The organism is Photorhabdus viridis (assembly GCF_040256935.1).
Lineage (GTDB): Bacteria > Pseudomonadota > Gammaproteobacteria > Enterobacterales > Enterobacteriaceae > Photorhabdus > Photorhabdus viridis.
The window spans coordinates 64,200-81,273 of sequence record NZ_JBEJZY010000007.1 but is presented as its reverse complement, the minus strand read 5'-3'; the positions used below and the strand labels follow the sequence as shown (position 1 = coordinate 81,273).

The window sequence follows — 17,074 nt, the reverse complement described above, 5'->3', positions numbered from 1 at the left end:
TCATCCTTCCTGCTCAATCTTAGTCAGCACTTCACGCAGTACCGGACCATATTCATATTTGCCGGGACAGACATAGGTACAAAGCGCCAGGTCTTCCTCATCCAACTCCAGACAACCCAGTGCCTGAGCACTATCGGTATCACCTGCAAGCAGATCCCTCAGCAAATGCGTTGCCATAATATCCAAAGGCATAACACGCTCGTAGTTACCGATTGGCACCATAGAGCGCTCACCGCCATTCATTGTGGTTGAAAAAGCAAAACGCTTATTTTTCAGAAAATGACCAATAGTGGTACGGGTAACAGAAAACTTATCGGCACCCGGCATGATCCAACCAAACAGCTCTTTTTCGCGGCCTTCACGCAAAACAGAAACTAAGGTATGGAAGCGGCCAAGATAGTGATGAGCATCATCTGACTGCATACCACACAATACAGAACCTGAAATAATACGGTTTTCACCCGCTTTCAATTGATCCTGAGTCAACTCAAGCAGGTCTGCGCCCAGGCAGGTACGCATAAGACGCGGCTTCTCAACTTGTGGTCCTGCCAGTGCAATAATACGGTCAGTATAAAGTGTGCCGGTAGTGAATAACTTACCGATAGCAATCACATCCTGATATCCCAGGTGCCATACCGTTTTAGTCGCGCTGACGGGCTCAATAAAGTGGATGTGAGTTCCAGCAAGTCCCGCAGGGTGTGGACCAGAGAACTGATTATAAGTGATTTGTGCATTATTACCGGCATTCGGCAAGCTTCCTGCACCGTGGCAAACATGAACTTTACCTTCGGTTAATCTGGTCAGCACATTCAGACCATCAACAAAAGCCTCTTTCTCAGCAGCGATAATCACCTGTGGATTTGCAGCCAGGGGCTGGGTATCCATTGCTGTTACAAAAATTGCTTTCGGCGAGGAACCGGGAGTAGGGCTTTGACTGTAAGGGCGGGTACGCAGTGCAGTCCATAATCCGGAATCAATCAGATTCTTTTCTGCTTGTTCCCGGGATAACTGGGTAAGTTGGCAACGATCATAACGGTCAAAATCAACCTGCTCGTCTCCAGTTATCTCAATCACAATTGACTGAAAAACCCGTCGCTCACCACGATTGATCGCAACTACCTGCCCACAGGCCGGACTGGTGAAAACCACCCCTGGATTCTTTTTATCTTCAAAAAGAATCTGGCCTTTCTTAACATGCTCACCTTCCTTAACCAACATAGAAGGACGCATTCCAACATACTCATCACCCAGCAGTGCTACATGGCGAATCGTCGGACCGTCTTCTATCACTTGAGCAGGCGCTCCTGCAATCGGGAGGTCGAGTCCTTTTTTAATTTTAATCATAAGATTTGCACAAGTTTATCAATTAAATCATATGCTACAAATTACCTGGCGGTAACATAGCCACTCTATAAAAAACCCCTTAAGTCACGAATCGTGCTCAGGTTATAATTCTCCGATAATGGTTACGATTTTCTTTCAATCTCAGGGCGGCAATTTTAACATCTCCCTTCTTCGACTGTCTGACTAATCAAGTGATTTAGTTCAAGCAAACAGGAATAATTTTGGCCCTGAACCATCAACAGATCGTAAAAAACGAACTATTGTATCACCTTTCCCGACAACTGATTGTTTTTTGATCTTATAATCACTTTGCAGTATAAAACCATCGTTATTATTTTTTATTCACAAAGTCGATCACTCATGGCAATCTTAAGCTAAATTCCAGGTTAGCCCACGACATCTCTATATGGTAGTCACATGAAAAAAACTGCTGCTTTTGCTGCAATAACATTGTTGTCTTTTAGTTCATCCCTATCTGTCTATGCTCAGGATACTTTAGTTCAACTTAAGAAAATCTCCCCCACGCCACCCGGCTATCCCATCTTTATCCAAATATTCAAAGAAGAGCGGACACTGGAGCTTTACACTAAAAATAATCATGGAAACTACCAACTGACTAAAAGCTACCCCATTTGTAATTACTCTGGTGGCCTCGGCCCTAAAACCACAGAAGGTGATTTGAAAAGCCCAGAAGGTTTTTATCGTGTAAAAACCAGTCAGCTAAATCCAAATAGTCGGTATTACCGATCTATTAATCTCGGTTTTCCAAATGAATACGATAAATCCAGAGGCTATTCCGGCAACCATTTAATGATCCACGGCGAGTGTAAATCTGTCGGCTGTTACGCGATGACTAACGGTTACATGGATGAGATTTACCATTATGCAGAAAGTGCACTATTGCGCGGACAGTATGAAATTGATATCAGCATTTACCCATTCAGAATGACACCGCAGAATATGTTACGCCACCGTTCATCCTCCCATTATATGTTTTGGCTGCAATTACAACCGGCCTATGAGTATTTTATCAAAAATAACCGGCCGGCAGCGATTAACGTCATCAATGGTCAATATACGGTTAACGCAACACCTTATAAATCGCCATCTTTACAGAATCAATCACAATATGCGTTCACCAAGATGAAATAGCGCATAATCACCCGGCTCAATCCGATTCCAGGACTCATTGCCGGTTAAAGGCTGAGTCACAATGACAGAAACGACATCATCAGGTTGAGTGTGCTGTTGGAAATCAATTTCAACATCCTGATCCAAAAGTTTTGCTTTTCCAAACGGCGCACGACGGGTAATCCAATAAAGATGGGTTGAACAATATGCCATCACAAAACATCCGTCTGACAGCAGCATATTGAATACACCTTTTTTCCTGAGTTCGTCCGCCAGTGAAGCAATAAAACGAAAAACCGCAGGCCAGTTAGAGGGAGTCCTTGGATATTTTTGTGAAAGTTGATGCAAAATCCAGCAAAAAGCATGTTCACTGTCAGTTTGCCCGACTGGGCGATATTGACCGGTTTCAAGCCGCCGATAACCTCTAAGTTGCCCATTATGGGCATAGGTCCAATTGCGCCCCCACATCTCACGGATAAAAGGGTGGGTATTTTCCAACGCAACATTACCCCGGTTAGCCTGCCGGATATGAGAGATCACCACTCTGGATTTAATCGGGTATTCTTGTACAAAACGGGCAACGGGTGAATGGCAACTTGGTTGATGATCTTTAAATGTGCGACAACCCCGACCCTCATAAAAAGTGATCCCCCAACCATCTCTATGGGGTCCGGTATGACCGCCACGCTGAATCAAACCACGTAAACTAAAGCAGATATCTGTTGGCACATTTGCACTCATGCCAAGTAACTCACACATTGCCTACCTCTGTAACCTGTAAAATCAAGCTTTAACCATCTCTTTTTCGATAAGTTGAATCAGGATATGAATCACTTTGATATGAATTTCCTGAATACGATCGGCATAGCCAAAATGCGGGACACGAATCTCCACATCAGCCGTTCCTGCCATTTTGCCACCATCTTTGCCGGTCAACGTAATCACTTTCATACCTTTCAAGCGGGCAGCTTCAACGGCCTTAATAATATTGCCTGAATTACCGGAAGTGGAGATACCCAGCAAAACATCTCCCGTTTGCCCGACCGCTTCCACATAACGGGAAAAAACGAATTCATAACCAAAATCATTACTGACGCAAGAAAGATGACTCACATCAGAAATTGCAATCGCCGGATAACCGGGGCGATTTTCGCGATAACGGCCTGTCAATTCCTCCGCGAAATGCATCGCATCACAATGCGAACCACCATTACCGCAAGACAGTACCTTGCCACCCGCTTTAAATGAATCAGCCAGTAATACCGCTGCTTTCTGAATCGCTTCAATATTTGCATCGTTACTTAAAAACTTTGCCAACGTATCCGCGGCCTCACTCAATTCACTACGGATCAGGTCTTGATACATAGGTTCCTCACTTCAGTCAGGTAATCTTTAATGTTGCGCCAAAGGGCAGTTTACCGGATCAAGGGTATCGAAAGAAGACAACATCACATTTCCGGGAAATTAATCTGCTCGCGATCTCCATCAGTTTGTGAGCTGTATTGTAATTAAGATGTAAATATATTGATAAAAACACATTACTGGTCTAAAAAGAAAGGAACATCACAACAGGTCAGACCTCTGATGACTTACCCTGAGATTAACCAGGAGCTTTTATTATGACCACATTCAGTATTGTTCTATTCTTAGTATTAATTGGGATGCTTTGCTACCACAAAGTTAATCTCAATCTCAGCAGCCTGCTGCTTCTTGTCTATACCGTCCTGATGGGCGCTATTGATGCATGGAGCTACTGGATTTTACTGCCAATGGCCATCATTCTGTTCCCGCTGAATTTTGCGCCAATGCGTCATTCCTTACTTTCCGCTCCGGCATTGAAAGCCTTCCGTAAAGTGATGCCGAGCCTGTCCCGTACTGAAAAAGAGGCCCTTGACGCCGGTACTACCTGGTGGGAAGGCGATCTGTTCCGGGGTAAGCCTGATTGGAAAAAATTACATGATTATCCAAAACCTCAGTTAACCGTTGAAGAACAAGCATTTTTGGATGGGCCGGTAGAAGAAGCCTGCCGCCTGACCAATGATTTCCAGATAAGCCATGAACTTGCTGATTTACCGCCTGAGTTATGGAACTACCTGAAAGAACACCGCTTCTTTGCCATGATTATTAAAAAAGAATATGGCGGCCTCGAATTTTCAGCTTATGCGCAAGCTCGGGTATTGCAAAAACTGGCAGGTACTTCCGGCATTCTAGCCATCACCGTAGGTGTACCTAACTCCCTTGGCCCAGGTGAATTATTACAGCATTATGGCACCGACGAGCAGAAAAACCGTTATTTACCCGGACTGGCCCGTGGTGAAGAGATCCCTTGTTTCGCACTGACCAGCCCGGAAGCCGGTTCAGATGCCGGTTCTATCCCAGATACAGGCGTGGTTTGTATGGGAGAATGGCAAGGCGAACAAATTCTGGGTATGCGTCTGACCTGGAACAAGCGTTACATCACACTTGCCCCTATCGCCACCGTACTTGGTCTGGCTTTCAAACTCTCTGACCCTGACCATTTACTGGGTGATACAACAGAATTAGGCATTACCTGTGCATTGATCCCAACAAATGTACCAGGAGTAGAAATTGGCCATCGCCATTTCCCACTAAACATTCCATTCCAGAATGGTCCGACTCGCGGTAAAAATATTTTTGTACCGATCGACTATATCATTGGTGGACCAAAAATGGCCGGACAAGGCTGGCGTATGCTGGTTGAGTGTCTGTCTGTCGGCCGCGGCATCACCCTGCCGTCAAACGCAACCGGTGGTTTGAAAAGCGTTGCCATGGCGATTGGCGCATACGCTTATATTCGCCGTCAATTCAAAATGCCAATTGGTAAAATGGAAGGGATTGAAGAGCCACTGGCACGCATTGCCGGTAACGCCTACCTGATGGACGCCGCCTCAACACTTGCTACAACAGGTATCATGCTGGGCGAGAAACCCTCCGTGTTATCAGCTATTGTAAAATATCATTGTACTCACAGAGGCCAGCGTTCGGTTATTGATGCAATGGATATTGCCGGTGGTAAAGGTATTTGCCTTGGCCCATCCAACTTCGTTGCCCGCGCTTATCAGGGCGCACCTATCGCCATTACCGTTGAAGGCGCTAATATTCTGACCCGCAACATGATTATTTATGGTCAAGGAGCTATTCGCTGTCATCCTTATGTACTGGATGAAATGGCCGCGGTTGAAAATAACCGTATTAAAGATTTTGATAAAGCATTGTTTAGCCACCTCGGTCACGTTGCCAGTAACCTGTTACGCAGCTTCTGGCTTGGCCTGACCAATGGCCGCACCAGCAGCACGCCGGTTAATGATGCAACCCGCCGTTATTATCAACAATTAAACCGTCAGAGCGCCAACCTAGCTCTGTTATCAGATGTGGCAATGGGGGTATTAGGTGGCAGCCTGAAACGTCGTGAACGTGTCTCTGCCCGTCTTGGGGATGTTTTGAGTCAAACATATCTGGCTTCAGCGACCTTGAAACGTTATGAAGATGAAGGTCGTCAGAAAGAAGATTTACCGCTGGTACACTGGGCCGTTCAGGATAGCTTGTATCAGGCAGAACAGGCGATAGACAATTTACTGCGTAATTTCCCAAGCCGCCTGGTCGCAGGTCTGATGCGCGTTATTGTCTTCCCATTAGGACGTGTGCATTCAGCGCCATCTGACCATTTAGATCACAAACTGGCGCAGCTCTTACAACAACCTTCAGCTACCCGTGATCGCATCGGTCGTGGTCAGTTCTTGACACCGAGCGAACATAACCCTCACGGACTACTGGAAGAAGCTCTGCACGACATTATTGCCGCAGAACCGATTCATGCCCGTCTGAGCCGCGAAGCTGGCAAACGCCTTGGCTTTACCGGCCTGGATAAACTGGCAGAACGGGCGCTGGTGGAGAGTAAGATTACGCAAGACGAGGCGGCAATTCTAAAACGCGCTGAAGCAAGCCGTCTGCGTTCTATTAATGTCGATGAATTTGAACCGGAGGCGTTGGCTGTTCCTGTTCAGGACAAAAAACCCAAAACGAAAGCGGCCTGATGCTGACGACTGAAAAAGAGTAAAAATTAATCACGGGGCAATATCCTAGGGTATCGTCCCGTATTTTATGACAAGGATATCTCTTCCAATGCTAATAACTCTTCAATCGTTTGACGACGGCGAATCAATTGAGGTTTACCATTAATAAACAGCACTTCGGAGATAAGCGGACGACTATTGTAATTAGAAGACATTGACGCACCATAAGCACCGGTATCATGAAAAACTAGATAATCGCCAACCTGAACAGGTGGCAACATTCTTGGCGCAATCCCACCACCCTCTACCTGTGTGAAAATATCGCCTGATTCACATAACGGACCTGCGACTAATGTTTCCTGCAATGGAAATTGTTCAAGCTGGCGCCCATCAGCAGGCAAAACCGAAATATGGTGATAACTGCCATACATTGCCGGACGCATTAAGTCATTGAATCCCGCATCCACCAGCACATAATGACGGCTACCCATCTGTTTAACAGCCCGAACTTCTGTCATCAAAATGCCGGATTCTGCAACCAAAAATCTTCCTGGTTCAATTTCCAGCTCAACGCTATGACCTAAATGTTGCTCAATTCTTTTACGGGCATCATCCCACAACCCAAAATAGTGAGCGATATCGATCTGTTCATCTCCCTGCCGATAAGGCGTAGATAAACCACCACCGGCTGAAATTGCCTGAATATCTTCACCGCAGAGAATAACTTGTTCAACCATAGCATCGCACACACTCGCAAGGTGTTGATAATCAACACCAGAGCCAATATGCATATGCAAACCAAGCAATTTCAATCCATAGTGCCGTATTTTCTCAATTGCCAGTGGGAGATCCTGATACCAAATACCATGTTTGCTGTTTTCACCACCAGTATTCGTTTTCTGGCTATGACCATGACCAAACCCAGGGTTAATCCGCAACCATACCGGATGCCCTTTTTTACATTGACCAATCTGCTCCAACATATCAATAGAGCCCGCATTCACTGGAATATCCAGTTCGGTTACCTGTTTAAGCGTTGGCACATCTATCAAATCAGCAGTAAAAACGATTTCTGCCATTTCTTGACCTGGACAAAAACCAGCCCGCAAAGCACGCTCAATTTCACCCAGTGAAACTGCATCAACTTTCACACCATATTCACGCATAAGACGCAAAATATGAGTATTAGAGCAAGCTTTCTGCGCAAACCGAATCACATCAAACTGATGTAACATCCTGATTCTTTGGATAATCGTTTCGCTATCATAAACCCACAACGGAGCGCCATAAGTTTCTGGCAGACAGCTCAAATTTTCGGGTATCAGACCAGAATGACTATTGCGGATAAAGGTGTTCATCAGGGTTTCTCTCACAAAATCAGCAGATAACCCATTATTGGCAGTAAAAAACAGGAATAAAAATATCTATTTCGCTATAGTCTATTCATCTGTGATATAGAGTTATCAACTAAAGGAGCTATTTATGCCGGCTTGTTCATGGCGCCATATTGAAATATTCCATGCGGTAATGACGGCAAAAAATCTGACAGAAGCGGCGGTTTTATTACAAACTTCACAACCGACGGTCAGCCGTGAATTAGCACGATTCGAGCATCTGATAAAATTCAAACTGTTTGACCGGGTAAAAGGTCGCCTGCATCCGACAGCCCAAGGATTACGCCTTTTTGAAGAAGTTCAACGCTCTTATTATGGGCTTGAAAGAATAATGAATGCGGCTGACAGTATCCGTAAATTTCAACACGCTCAACTTTCTATTACCTGCCTGCCGGTATTTTCACAATCCTTATTACCTAAAGTTTGTCATAACTTCACCCGCCAATATCCTGAGGCTAATTTAACCATCATTCCACAGGAATCACCGCTATTGGAAGAGTGGCTCTCAGCTCAACGTCATGACCTTGGCCTGACCGAACATTTGCAAACACCACCTGGCACACAAAGAGAAACACTGATCACACTGAATGAAATTTGTGTATTGCCTGTCGCTCATCCGCTCAGTCATAAATCATTACTAATTCCAGAAGATTTCAGTGGACAAAATTTTATCAGCCTTTCGATAACAGACAGCTACCGTCAACTTATTGATGGAATCTTCGCCGAGCACCATATTAACCGCCGCATGATTATGGAAACCCACAGTGCCGCATCAGTATGTGCAATGGTACGGGAAGGCATCGGCGTTTCTATTGTCAACCCACTGACCGTGCTTGATTATCTGGACCACCACGGCGAAACTGAAATATGCGCCCGCCCGTTTAGTATTAACATTCCTTTTACTGTCAGTCTGATCAAACCCATTCACCGCCCTTCTTCCGCCCCAGTCGATACTTTTATTGAACACCTGAAAGCACAAATTGCCCTGTTTCCTCAGAAATTGAAGTCAGCTTTTCAGCATTAACTTTTGCCAGTACGGAGAAGAAGCAAACCATTTCACCAAAAAATCCAGTAATGCCCTGAGCGTTGCCGGCATATTTTGACGACTGGCATAAATACCATAAATACCCATAGCCTGAGGTTGATATTCCGGCAACAACTGAATCAGTTTTCCTGATGCCAGATGAGAAGCAACAGAATAATAAGGTTGCATAGCGATCCCCGCACCTTGCAATGTTGCTTCCATTAAGACAATGGATTCATTGGCGCTCAAAGTGCCGCTAACAGGAACAGAATATTTTTCCCCCTGACGTTCAAACAACCAAAGACTTTTACCAAAGAAGTTATAAGTCATACAGTTATGCAATGCCAGATCAGCGGGCTTATGAGGGATAATTTTTCCTGCCAGATAGGAAGGAGCTGTACAAACAACAGAGTGGCAAGTCGATAACGGTCTGGCAATCAAATTCGGTTCCAGATTATTCGTGATCCGTAACGCCAAATCTACCCGCTCTTCAACTAGGTTGATTGCCTTATTACTCATCTGCATATCAATAGCTATCTGAGGATAAATTTGCATAAACTCAGGAATAGCTACAGACAGTGCGCTCATTGCCAGAGATTGAGAACTGCTTATCCGCAAAAGACCACTGAGCTCCTGGGCAGCGACTGGCTGATGGACCGGTATCTCTTCCGCCAATTGCAACAGCTTACAGCTGCGCTGATAGGCGATCTCTCCCGCTGATGTCAGGCTGATCTTTCTGGTTGTGCGATGTAACAAGCGTACTCCCGCCCATTTCTCCATTTCAGCCAAATAGCGCGACACCATTGCCCGCGACATATCTAACCGTTCCGATGCGGCAATCATGCTGCCTTGTTCTACAATTATAGTGAACACTTGCGCAGCAGTGACTCTATCCATCAATTAGCTCGATTTATGCAACAAATAATTGCCAATTATGCGGTTTTTTCATCGAAAAACGCAACTTATTATGAACCTTGCTACACACAACATCAGGAATTCAATCATGACTCGCAAAACAACATTAAATATTGCGCTAGCAGGTATCCTTTCCTTGGGTACTACTTCTCTGGCACAAGCCACTAGCCTAAAACTGGATATTTTCAATCCAGGTGAAAGAAGCGTATTTCCCGTCTCTTCTGAGCTCATCATCGGTGATAGAGAAGTTGTACTGATCGATGCTCAGTTCCAAAAAAATGACGCTGAAGCACTGGCCAGAAGAATTAAGTATACCGGCAAAAAACTGACAACTATCTACATCAGTCAGTCTGATCCTGATTTCTATTTTGGCCTTGATACACTGACCAAAGCGTTCCCTAACGCAAAAGTCATTGCATCACCAGAAACAATTAAAGCAATCAACCAAACCAAAGACGGCAAATTGGCTCATTGGGGAGGTGTCCTGAAAGAACAGGCACCCAAAAAAGTTATCGTGCCGCAGCCGCTGGAAGGTAACACTTTTACGGTTGATGGTGAAAAGCTGATCGTTGTAGGTCTTGATGGCCCTGCGGCTGATCGCACTTTCGTTTGGATACCAAAACTGAAAGCGGTAGTCGGTGGCGTCACCGTTTCAGGCAACATTCATGTCTGGATGGCAGATACACAGACTAAAGAATCCCGCAAGAATTGGATGCAAACGTTGGATCGTATCAAAAAACTGAAACCTACCATTGTGGTGCCGGGGCATTTCATTGGTAACGCACCAATGACATTGCAATCGGTCAAGTTCACTCAAAAATACCTAACTACTTTTGAGAAAGAATTACCAAAAGCGAAAGATTCAAAAGCGCTGATAGCCGCAATGGAAAAATATTATCCAAAACTTGGAGACAAATCCAGCCTCGAACTGAGCGCCAAAGTGCTGAAAGGCGAAATGAAGTGGCCTCAATAAGCCAATTAACTCTTTTTCAGGAATAAGTAAATATGCCCGGAATGACTCTGCACTATATCTATGATCCCCTATGTGGCTGGTGTTATGGCGTTTCCGCTCTAATACAAGCGGCGCAAGAGGCCACAAATGTGAAAATTAAATTGCATGGCGGCGGAATGCTAACTGGAGATAACAAACGCCAAATAGACAGCGCATGGCGTGATTATATCCTTAGTCAGGATAAACGGATCGCAAGCCTGACCGGGCAAGTTTTCAGTGAACAATATGTCGCACTGTTAAACGATAAATCACTGATGATGGATTCATTACCACCAATATCAGCCATCCTTGCAGCAGAACAGTTGTCTGGTAAAGGTGTCGAAATGTTACTGGCAGTACAAAAAGCGCATTATGTTCGTGGATTAAAAATCAGCGAAACTGAAACATTATTGAATTTAGCAAATGAATTACAGCTTGATTCAGAACAGTTCCAGAAAGAGCTGGCACTGAATAATGAATCAGAAAGTCTCCAACACATCAGGAACAGCCGTGAACTATTGGCAAAAGTTGGCGGCTCCGGTTTCCCTACCTTTATTCAGGAAAATGACAGAAACGAGCTATCTGTCATTTCTCTTGATAAATATCTGGGACAACCAAAACGTTGGCAAGATGCTCTGATTCACTCTCAGTTTTAATACCACAACTGTGACTACTGGCGCCCATACCTTATTCAGCTATCGGGCGCCATCCACCAAACCCATCAATGCCCTGTAAGTTCAAATAAACCATTATGACCGCAGAAATGGCGATATATGGACCAAAAGCAACAGGCGCCCAATAATTTTTCCGTGTTTTCCACACCCATAAACACCCAATAATGCCAAACAGTGAGGATAGGAACATTAATAAAGGAATTGCGCCAACACCCAACCAGGCACTAACCGCCGCCATTAACTTAAAATCACCATACCCTATCCCCTCTTTGTGATTGAGAATTTTGAACAACCAATAGAGCGACCACAAAATCAAATAACCAGCAACCGCGCCTATGACAGATTGTTCAATAGGCACAAAAGTTTGATTTAAATTCAATAATAACCCTAACCATAAAAGTGGATAATTTATTATATCTGGCAATAATTGAATTTTTATATCAATAAAAGAAAGTATAATCAGCATCCAAATAAATATTAAAACAACATATAAATGAAATCCCAATGGAAGATAAATAACAAAAAAAGCAGTTATAAACAGTGTAACTAATTCAACCTGGAAATAACCAAAAGATATTTTCTCATATCCATAAATAACCTCAGGAAATACAGATATCACTTTATTTAAAGTGATCCCCGCCGCCATTCCAATAGAAACAGCCAGAATAATAATCATCATATTAACGCCAGTCAAATGAAATCACTTTAATTTCAATCAATTACATTGAAACATCTTAATTAAAGAATAAAATCAATTCCCATTATATTTTCGACACAACAATATAATAATAAAATCCGCTCTAAAACAACAAAATAAATATAAAACATTCAAATAAGAGATAAATCTGCGAGCAGACTCGCAACATTTATTCAGAGATAAAAACCGGTATCAGAGATAACTTGATAATTGGCTTGAGCCTACCTTATCATAACACCATTATTTATTGCCTTATGTATAGCTATACCCCGCTGGAAGGAAAGAAAAACATGCGTATACCCCGCATTTATCACCCGGAATTACTCTCATCCGACACTGAAATTTATTTGAGTGATGAGGCAGCCAACCATGTCGGGCGTGTACTCAGAATGAGTAACGGTCAACAGTTACAACTGTTTGATGGCAGTAATCAGATCTTCAATGCTGAAATTACCGAAGCCAATAAGAAATCTGTCAAAGCGCACATCAACAATAGTGAGCTTGCCGATAACGAATCACCACTTAATCTGCATCTGGGGCAAGTCATATCCCGCGGAGAGAAAATGGAATTTACCATTCAAAAATCTGTCGAGTTAGGGGTGAATGTTATTACACCTTTAATTTCTGAACGCTGCGGCGTCAAACTAGATGGAGAACGGCTGGCTAAAAAACTTCAGCAATGGCAAAAAATTGCCATTGCTGCCTGTGAGCAATGTTGCCGTAATCGCATACCTGAAATTCGTCCGGTGATGCAACTTGAACACTGGTGTGCAGAAAATGATGGCAGCTTAAAATTAAATTTACATCCACGCGCCAGCCAAAGCATCAACACCCTGCCTTTACCTGTGGAAAAAGTACGCTTACTGATTGGTCCGGAAGGAGGCTTATCAATAGATGAAATTGCTATGACAGCTAATTACCAATTTACTGATATCCTGTTAGGACCACGTGTCTTAAGAACAGAAACGACAGCGCTTACTGCAATTACTGCATTACAAGTGCGTTTCGGAGATTTGGGTTAAGGAGAAAGAATGATCAAACTCGGAATAGTGATGGATCCCATTTCATCCATCAAAATCAAGAAAGACACCAGTTTTGCTATGCTGTTGGAAGCGCAACGCCGCGGCTGGGAACTTCATTATATGGAGATGAGCGATCTCTATCTGCACCAAGGAAAAGCTCACGCACGTACCCGCCTATTGCAAGTAGAAAACAATCCACAGCAATGGTATCAATTCGATAGAGAACAAGATCTGGCACTGGAAACACTGGATGTTATCCTAATGCGTAAAGACCCTCCATTTGATACTGAGTACATTTACGCCACCTATATTCTGGAGCGCGCGGAAGAGAAAGGCACACTTATCGTCAATAAGCCACAAAGCCTGCGCGATTGTAACGAAAAACTCTTCACAGCCTGGTTCCCTGATTTAACACCGGACACATTAGTCACCCGCAATGCTGCTCACCTGCGTACATTCCATCAAAAACACGGTGATGTCATCTTTAAACCATTGGATGGCATGGGTGGCGCATCTATATTCCGCCTGAAAAAAGATGACCCAAATGTCGGCGTAATTATTGAAACCCTGACAGAACACGGCAATCGCTTCTGCATGGCACAAAATTTCTTACCTTCTATAAAAGAAGGCGACAAACGGATATTAATTGTCGATGGTGAACCTGTCCCTTATTGTCTGGCCCGCATTCCAGCCCAGGGTGAAACCCGTGGTAACCTTGCTGCCGGCGGTCGTGGTGAAGCGCGCCCGCTTTCAGAAAGTGACTGGGCTATAGCCAGAGCTGTTGCGCCAACGTTAAAAGAAAAAGGGTTAATTTTTGTTGGACTGGACATTATCGGTGACAGATTGACCGAAATTAATGTCACCAGCCCAACCTGTGCACGCGAGATAGAGGCAGCTTTCCCTGATATTTCAATAACCGGCATGTTGATGAATGCGATTGAAAAACGATTGGAGAAATAAAAAGCTCTTTTCGTTAATTTTCCTGTCAAGGTTTGTCATTTGCACTTTTAGCCCACATACTGTGGGCTAAATAATCCTTAAATAGCCAGGTTAATTACCAAAAACAAAATGAATCTACAGCACCATTTTCTTATCGCCATGCCCACATTATCTGATTCCTACTTCAAACGCTCAGTTGTTTACGTTTGTGAACACAACGAAAACGGAGCAATGGGATTGGTGATAAATAAACCAATAGAACAAATCTCTGTTCGGAAAGTTCTACAAAAACTGAAAATCTCACCAGAAGATCGGGATGAAAGTATCAGCCTAAACAAACCGGTCATGACAGGCGGCCCGCTTGCTGAAGATCATGGTTTTATATTGCATACACCACAACCAGGTTTCAGTTCAAGTATCAAAATTTCCGATGACACAATGATTACCACATCCAAAGATGTACTTGAAACCCTAGGCACGCCACGCCAACCAAAACAGATATTGGTCACGCTGGGGTATGCAAGTTGGGAAAAGGGGCAACTTGAAAAAGAGATAATGGAAAATAGCTGGCTAACCGCAAACGCTGATCCACATATTATTTTCAACTCCCCTATTGCAGATCGCTGGCGTGAAGCCGCATCTTTGCTTGGCATCAATATCTATAATATTGCTCCACAGGCAGGACATGCATAGATGGGTAATCGCACAATAATGGCTTTCGATTTTGGTACCCGCAGTATTGGCGCGGCTATCGGGCAGGAAATTACGGGTACCGCCAGAGCATTGACCTCGTTTAAAGCCACAGATGGTATCCCCAATTGGCAGCAAATCGAAAAATTACTTAAAGAGTGGCAGCCAGATCTAGTTATTGTTGGCCTTCCCCTCAATATGGATGGCACTGAGCAACTTGTAACAACACAGGCACGTAAATTTGCAAACCGGCTTCATGGCCGGTTTGGTGTGCAAATTGAACTCCAGGATGAACGCCTGACAACGGTTGAAGCCCGCGCTCATCTGTTTGACCGTGGAGGCTACAAAGCGTTAGATAAAGGTAAAGTCGATGCTGCATCCGCTGTTATTATTCTGGAAAGCTGGTTCGAGCAGCACTATTAAGCTATCAACTAACAATAACTGCGGATCAACTAAACTAACAACAGCGATTAACTGTTAACCTCCGTCTGCTCTGCCAATAATCCCTGTAATTTACGCTGCTGCCAGCCTTGCTCATAAGTTTGCATCCCACTGGCAGCACCGGTCTGCATAAGCGTTGTTATTTGATGATTTTTGCCTTCCCGTATCAGATGACTGACCGCCTGATTAACCACCAACACTTCATACACAGCGATCCGTCCTCCATCCTGTGCAGAAACCAATTGCTGCGCTATCACAGCTTTCAAACTCCCTGCAAGCTGACTGCATACCCATCCTTTTTCTTCCGCCGAAAATATATCCACCAGCCGATCAATTGCCTGTACTGCACCTCTGGTATGCAAAGTTGAAAATACCAAATGCCCTGTTTCTGCCGCAGTTAGTGCCAGACGTATTGTCTCCTTATCCCGTAGCTCACCCAACAACAATACATCAGGATCCTGCCGAAGAGCACCTTCCAGCGCTTCCTGATAGCTAGAGGAATCCAATCCGATTTGTCGTTGTTGTATCAAACAATTGCGGCTATGGTGAATAAATTCCACAGGATCTTCCAATGTAATAATGTGCTGACAACAATGACTGTTCAGCATATCCACAATGGCGGTTAAGGTTGTCGATTTCCCGCTGCCTGTCGCGCCGGTCACCAGAATCAATCCACTTTCTTCCCGTAAAATCATTTCCCTGATAATTTCAGGTGCTTTTAGCTGTTCCAGAGTTGGGCACTGAGAGCTAATTAATCGTAGAACGACTGACAACCCCGATTGCTGGCGAAAAATGTTGCCTCTCAATCGTTGGTGGTTTTCTGTCTCCATCGCGAAATCCACATGCCCACAAATTAATAGCTGTCTTAACTGATTTTCTGATAAAAACTGCCTGCTCCACTCTTCCAACAAAGTATTATTTACAGATGGCAGTTGAGTTTGTGAATAAAGCACACCATTTATACGTAATACAGGAGCTTGCCCAACACAAAGATGCAGATCAGAAGCATTATGCTTTACACTAAGGGCCACTAGCTTATCCATATTCATTTTTTAATCTCCTGAGTCACTATGAACAATATTGAACAAAACTTACAAGATGTCAGGACCCATATCGCTGTTGCCGCACAGAAATGCGAACGCTCTCCAGAAGAAATTACTCTGCTTGCAGTCAGTAAAACTAAACCTGTGGAAGATATCGAAAAAGCAATCGTTGCCGGTCAGCGCCAGTTTGGTGAGAATTACGTACAGGAAGGGGTAGAAAAAATTGCTTATTTTGCAAATCGTAATGATTTGATATGGCACTTTATCGGTCCGTTACAGTCTAATAAAAGTCGTCTGGTGGCAGAAAATTTTAACTGGTGCCATACGGTTGACCGCCTGAAAATAGCACAGCGTTTGAGCGAACAACGCCCAGAGGGAATGGAACCGCTGAATATTCTTATTCAAATAAATATCAGTGATGAACAGAGCAAATCAGGTATTCAACTTGCTGAACTCCCCACTCTGGCAGCCGAAGTAAGCAAACTGCCGAATGTGAAGCTGCGTGGTTTAATGGCTATCCCTGCACCGGAGCCCGACTATGAACGCCAGTTGGTGGTTTTCAAGCAAATGGAACAGGCTTTCTTTAACCTGAAAACTCAATATTCTCAAATAGATACCCTTTCAATGGGGATGACTGATGATATGGTTGCCGCCATTAATTGTGGTTCCACATTAGTGCGGATCGGAACGGCAATTTTCGGTGCACGTCAATATCACAATTAACCATATCAATGC

Annotated in this window: 17 protein-coding genes; 10 read left to right on the top strand and 7 right to left on the bottom strand. The window is 44.0% G+C overall.

What is annotated here, in order from left to right:
- Entirely contained in the window at positions 1–1,344 is a 1,344-nt protein-coding gene (locus ABR397_RS04345) for a Na(+)-translocating NADH-quinone reductase subunit A (protein WP_350304625.1), read from the bottom strand.
- A 417-nt stretch (positions 1,345–1,761) separates the two neighbouring features.
- Here ABR397_RS04345 and ABR397_RS04340 point away from each other — a divergent pair, with 417 nt between their 5' ends.
- A complete protein-coding gene (locus tag ABR397_RS04340; RefSeq protein WP_350304624.1) occupies positions 1,762–2,496 on the top strand; it encodes a murein L,D-transpeptidase family protein in 735 nt (244 codons plus the stop codon).
- On the opposite strand, the gene ABR397_RS04335 is transcribed toward ABR397_RS04340, so the two are convergent.
- Entirely contained in the window at positions 2,467–3,234 is a 768-nt protein-coding gene (locus tag ABR397_RS04335; RefSeq protein WP_350304623.1) for a class II glutamine amidotransferase, read from the bottom strand. The two genes, ABR397_RS04340 and ABR397_RS04335, sit on opposite strands and share 30 nt — an antisense overlap.
- Positions 3,235–3,258: 24 nt before the next feature.
- Positions 3,259–3,840, bottom strand: a complete 582-nt coding sequence (gene lpcA / locus ABR397_RS04330; RefSeq protein ID WP_350304622.1) for a D-sedoheptulose 7-phosphate isomerase — start codon at positions 3,838–3,840, stop codon at positions 3,259–3,261.
- Between the two features lie 254 nt (positions 3,841–4,094).
- On the opposite strand from lpcA, the gene fadE reads away from it, so the two are divergent.
- On the top strand, positions 4,095–6,530 hold the full coding sequence (gene fadE, locus ABR397_RS04325) for an acyl-CoA dehydrogenase FadE (RefSeq protein ID WP_350304621.1): 2,436 nt from the start codon (positions 4,095–4,097) through the stop codon (positions 6,528–6,530).
- Between the two features lie 65 nt (positions 6,531–6,595).
- Here the strand turns inward: fadE and lysA are convergent, their stop codons facing one another.
- Complete coding sequence (lysA, locus tag ABR397_RS04320) at positions 6,596–7,867, bottom strand: diaminopimelate decarboxylase (RefSeq protein WP_350304620.1); 1,272 nt, start codon at positions 7,865–7,867, stop codon at positions 6,596–6,598.
- Between the two features lie 124 nt (positions 7,868–7,991).
- Between lysA and ABR397_RS04315 the strand changes: the two genes are divergently transcribed.
- Complete coding sequence (locus ABR397_RS04315; protein WP_350304619.1) at positions 7,992–8,927, top strand: LysR family transcriptional regulator; 936 nt, start codon at positions 7,992–7,994, stop codon at positions 8,925–8,927.
- Here ABR397_RS04315 and ABR397_RS04310 read toward each other — a convergent pair.
- Entirely contained in the window at positions 8,910–9,824 is a 915-nt protein-coding gene (locus ABR397_RS04310) for a LysR family transcriptional regulator (protein WP_350304618.1), read from the bottom strand. The two genes, ABR397_RS04315 and ABR397_RS04310, sit on opposite strands and share 18 nt — an antisense overlap.
- A 106-nt stretch (positions 9,825–9,930) precedes the next feature.
- On the opposite strand from ABR397_RS04310, the gene ABR397_RS04305 reads away from it, so the two are divergent.
- Complete coding sequence (locus ABR397_RS04305) at positions 9,931–10,815, top strand: MBL fold metallo-hydrolase (RefSeq protein WP_350304617.1); 885 nt, start codon at positions 9,931–9,933, stop codon at positions 10,813–10,815.
- Between the two features lie 32 nt (positions 10,816–10,847).
- The gene (locus ABR397_RS04300; RefSeq protein ID WP_350304616.1) at positions 10,848–11,489 is read left to right on the top strand and encodes a DsbA family protein; all 642 of its coding nucleotides are present in this window, start codon (positions 10,848–10,850) and stop codon (positions 11,487–11,489) included.
- Between the two features lie 31 nt (positions 11,490–11,520).
- Here ABR397_RS04300 and ABR397_RS04295 read toward each other — a convergent pair whose 3' ends face one another.
- The gene (locus ABR397_RS04295) at positions 11,521–12,186 is read right to left on the bottom strand and encodes a prepilin peptidase (RefSeq protein ID WP_350304615.1); all 666 of its coding nucleotides are present in this window, start codon (positions 12,184–12,186) and stop codon (positions 11,521–11,523) included.
- Between the two features lie 308 nt (positions 12,187–12,494).
- Here ABR397_RS04295 and rsmE point away from each other — a divergent pair, with 308 nt between their 5' ends.
- From rsmE to ruvX, 4 genes are all read left to right on the top strand, one after another.
- Complete coding sequence (gene rsmE, locus ABR397_RS04290; RefSeq protein WP_350304614.1) at positions 12,495–13,226, top strand: 16S rRNA (uracil(1498)-N(3))-methyltransferase; 732 nt, start codon at positions 12,495–12,497, stop codon at positions 13,224–13,226.
- 9 nt (positions 13,227–13,235) lie between these two features.
- Complete coding sequence (gene gshB / locus ABR397_RS04285; protein WP_350304613.1) at positions 13,236–14,186, top strand: glutathione synthase; 951 nt, start codon at positions 13,236–13,238, stop codon at positions 14,184–14,186.
- Positions 14,187–14,294: 108 nt separating this feature from the next.
- Entirely contained in the window at positions 14,295–14,858 is a 564-nt protein-coding gene (locus ABR397_RS04280) for a YqgE/AlgH family protein (protein ID WP_036849968.1), read from the top strand.
- Entirely contained in the window at positions 14,859–15,278 is a 420-nt protein-coding gene (gene ruvX, locus ABR397_RS04275; protein WP_350304612.1) for a Holliday junction resolvase RuvX, read from the top strand.
- Positions 15,279–15,325: 47 nt separating this feature from the next.
- Here the strand turns inward: ruvX and ABR397_RS04270 are convergent, their stop codons facing one another.
- Positions 15,326–16,345, bottom strand: a complete 1,020-nt coding sequence (locus ABR397_RS04270) for a type IV pilus twitching motility protein PilT (RefSeq protein WP_350304611.1) — start codon at positions 16,343–16,345, stop codon at positions 15,326–15,328.
- Positions 16,346–16,366: 21 nt separating this feature from the next.
- On the opposite strand from ABR397_RS04270, the gene ABR397_RS04265 reads away from it, so the two are divergent.
- Positions 16,367–17,062, top strand: a complete 696-nt coding sequence (locus ABR397_RS04265; protein WP_350304610.1) for a YggS family pyridoxal phosphate-dependent enzyme — start codon at positions 16,367–16,369, stop codon at positions 17,060–17,062.
- The last annotated feature ends 12 nt before the right edge of the window (positions 17,063–17,074 follow it).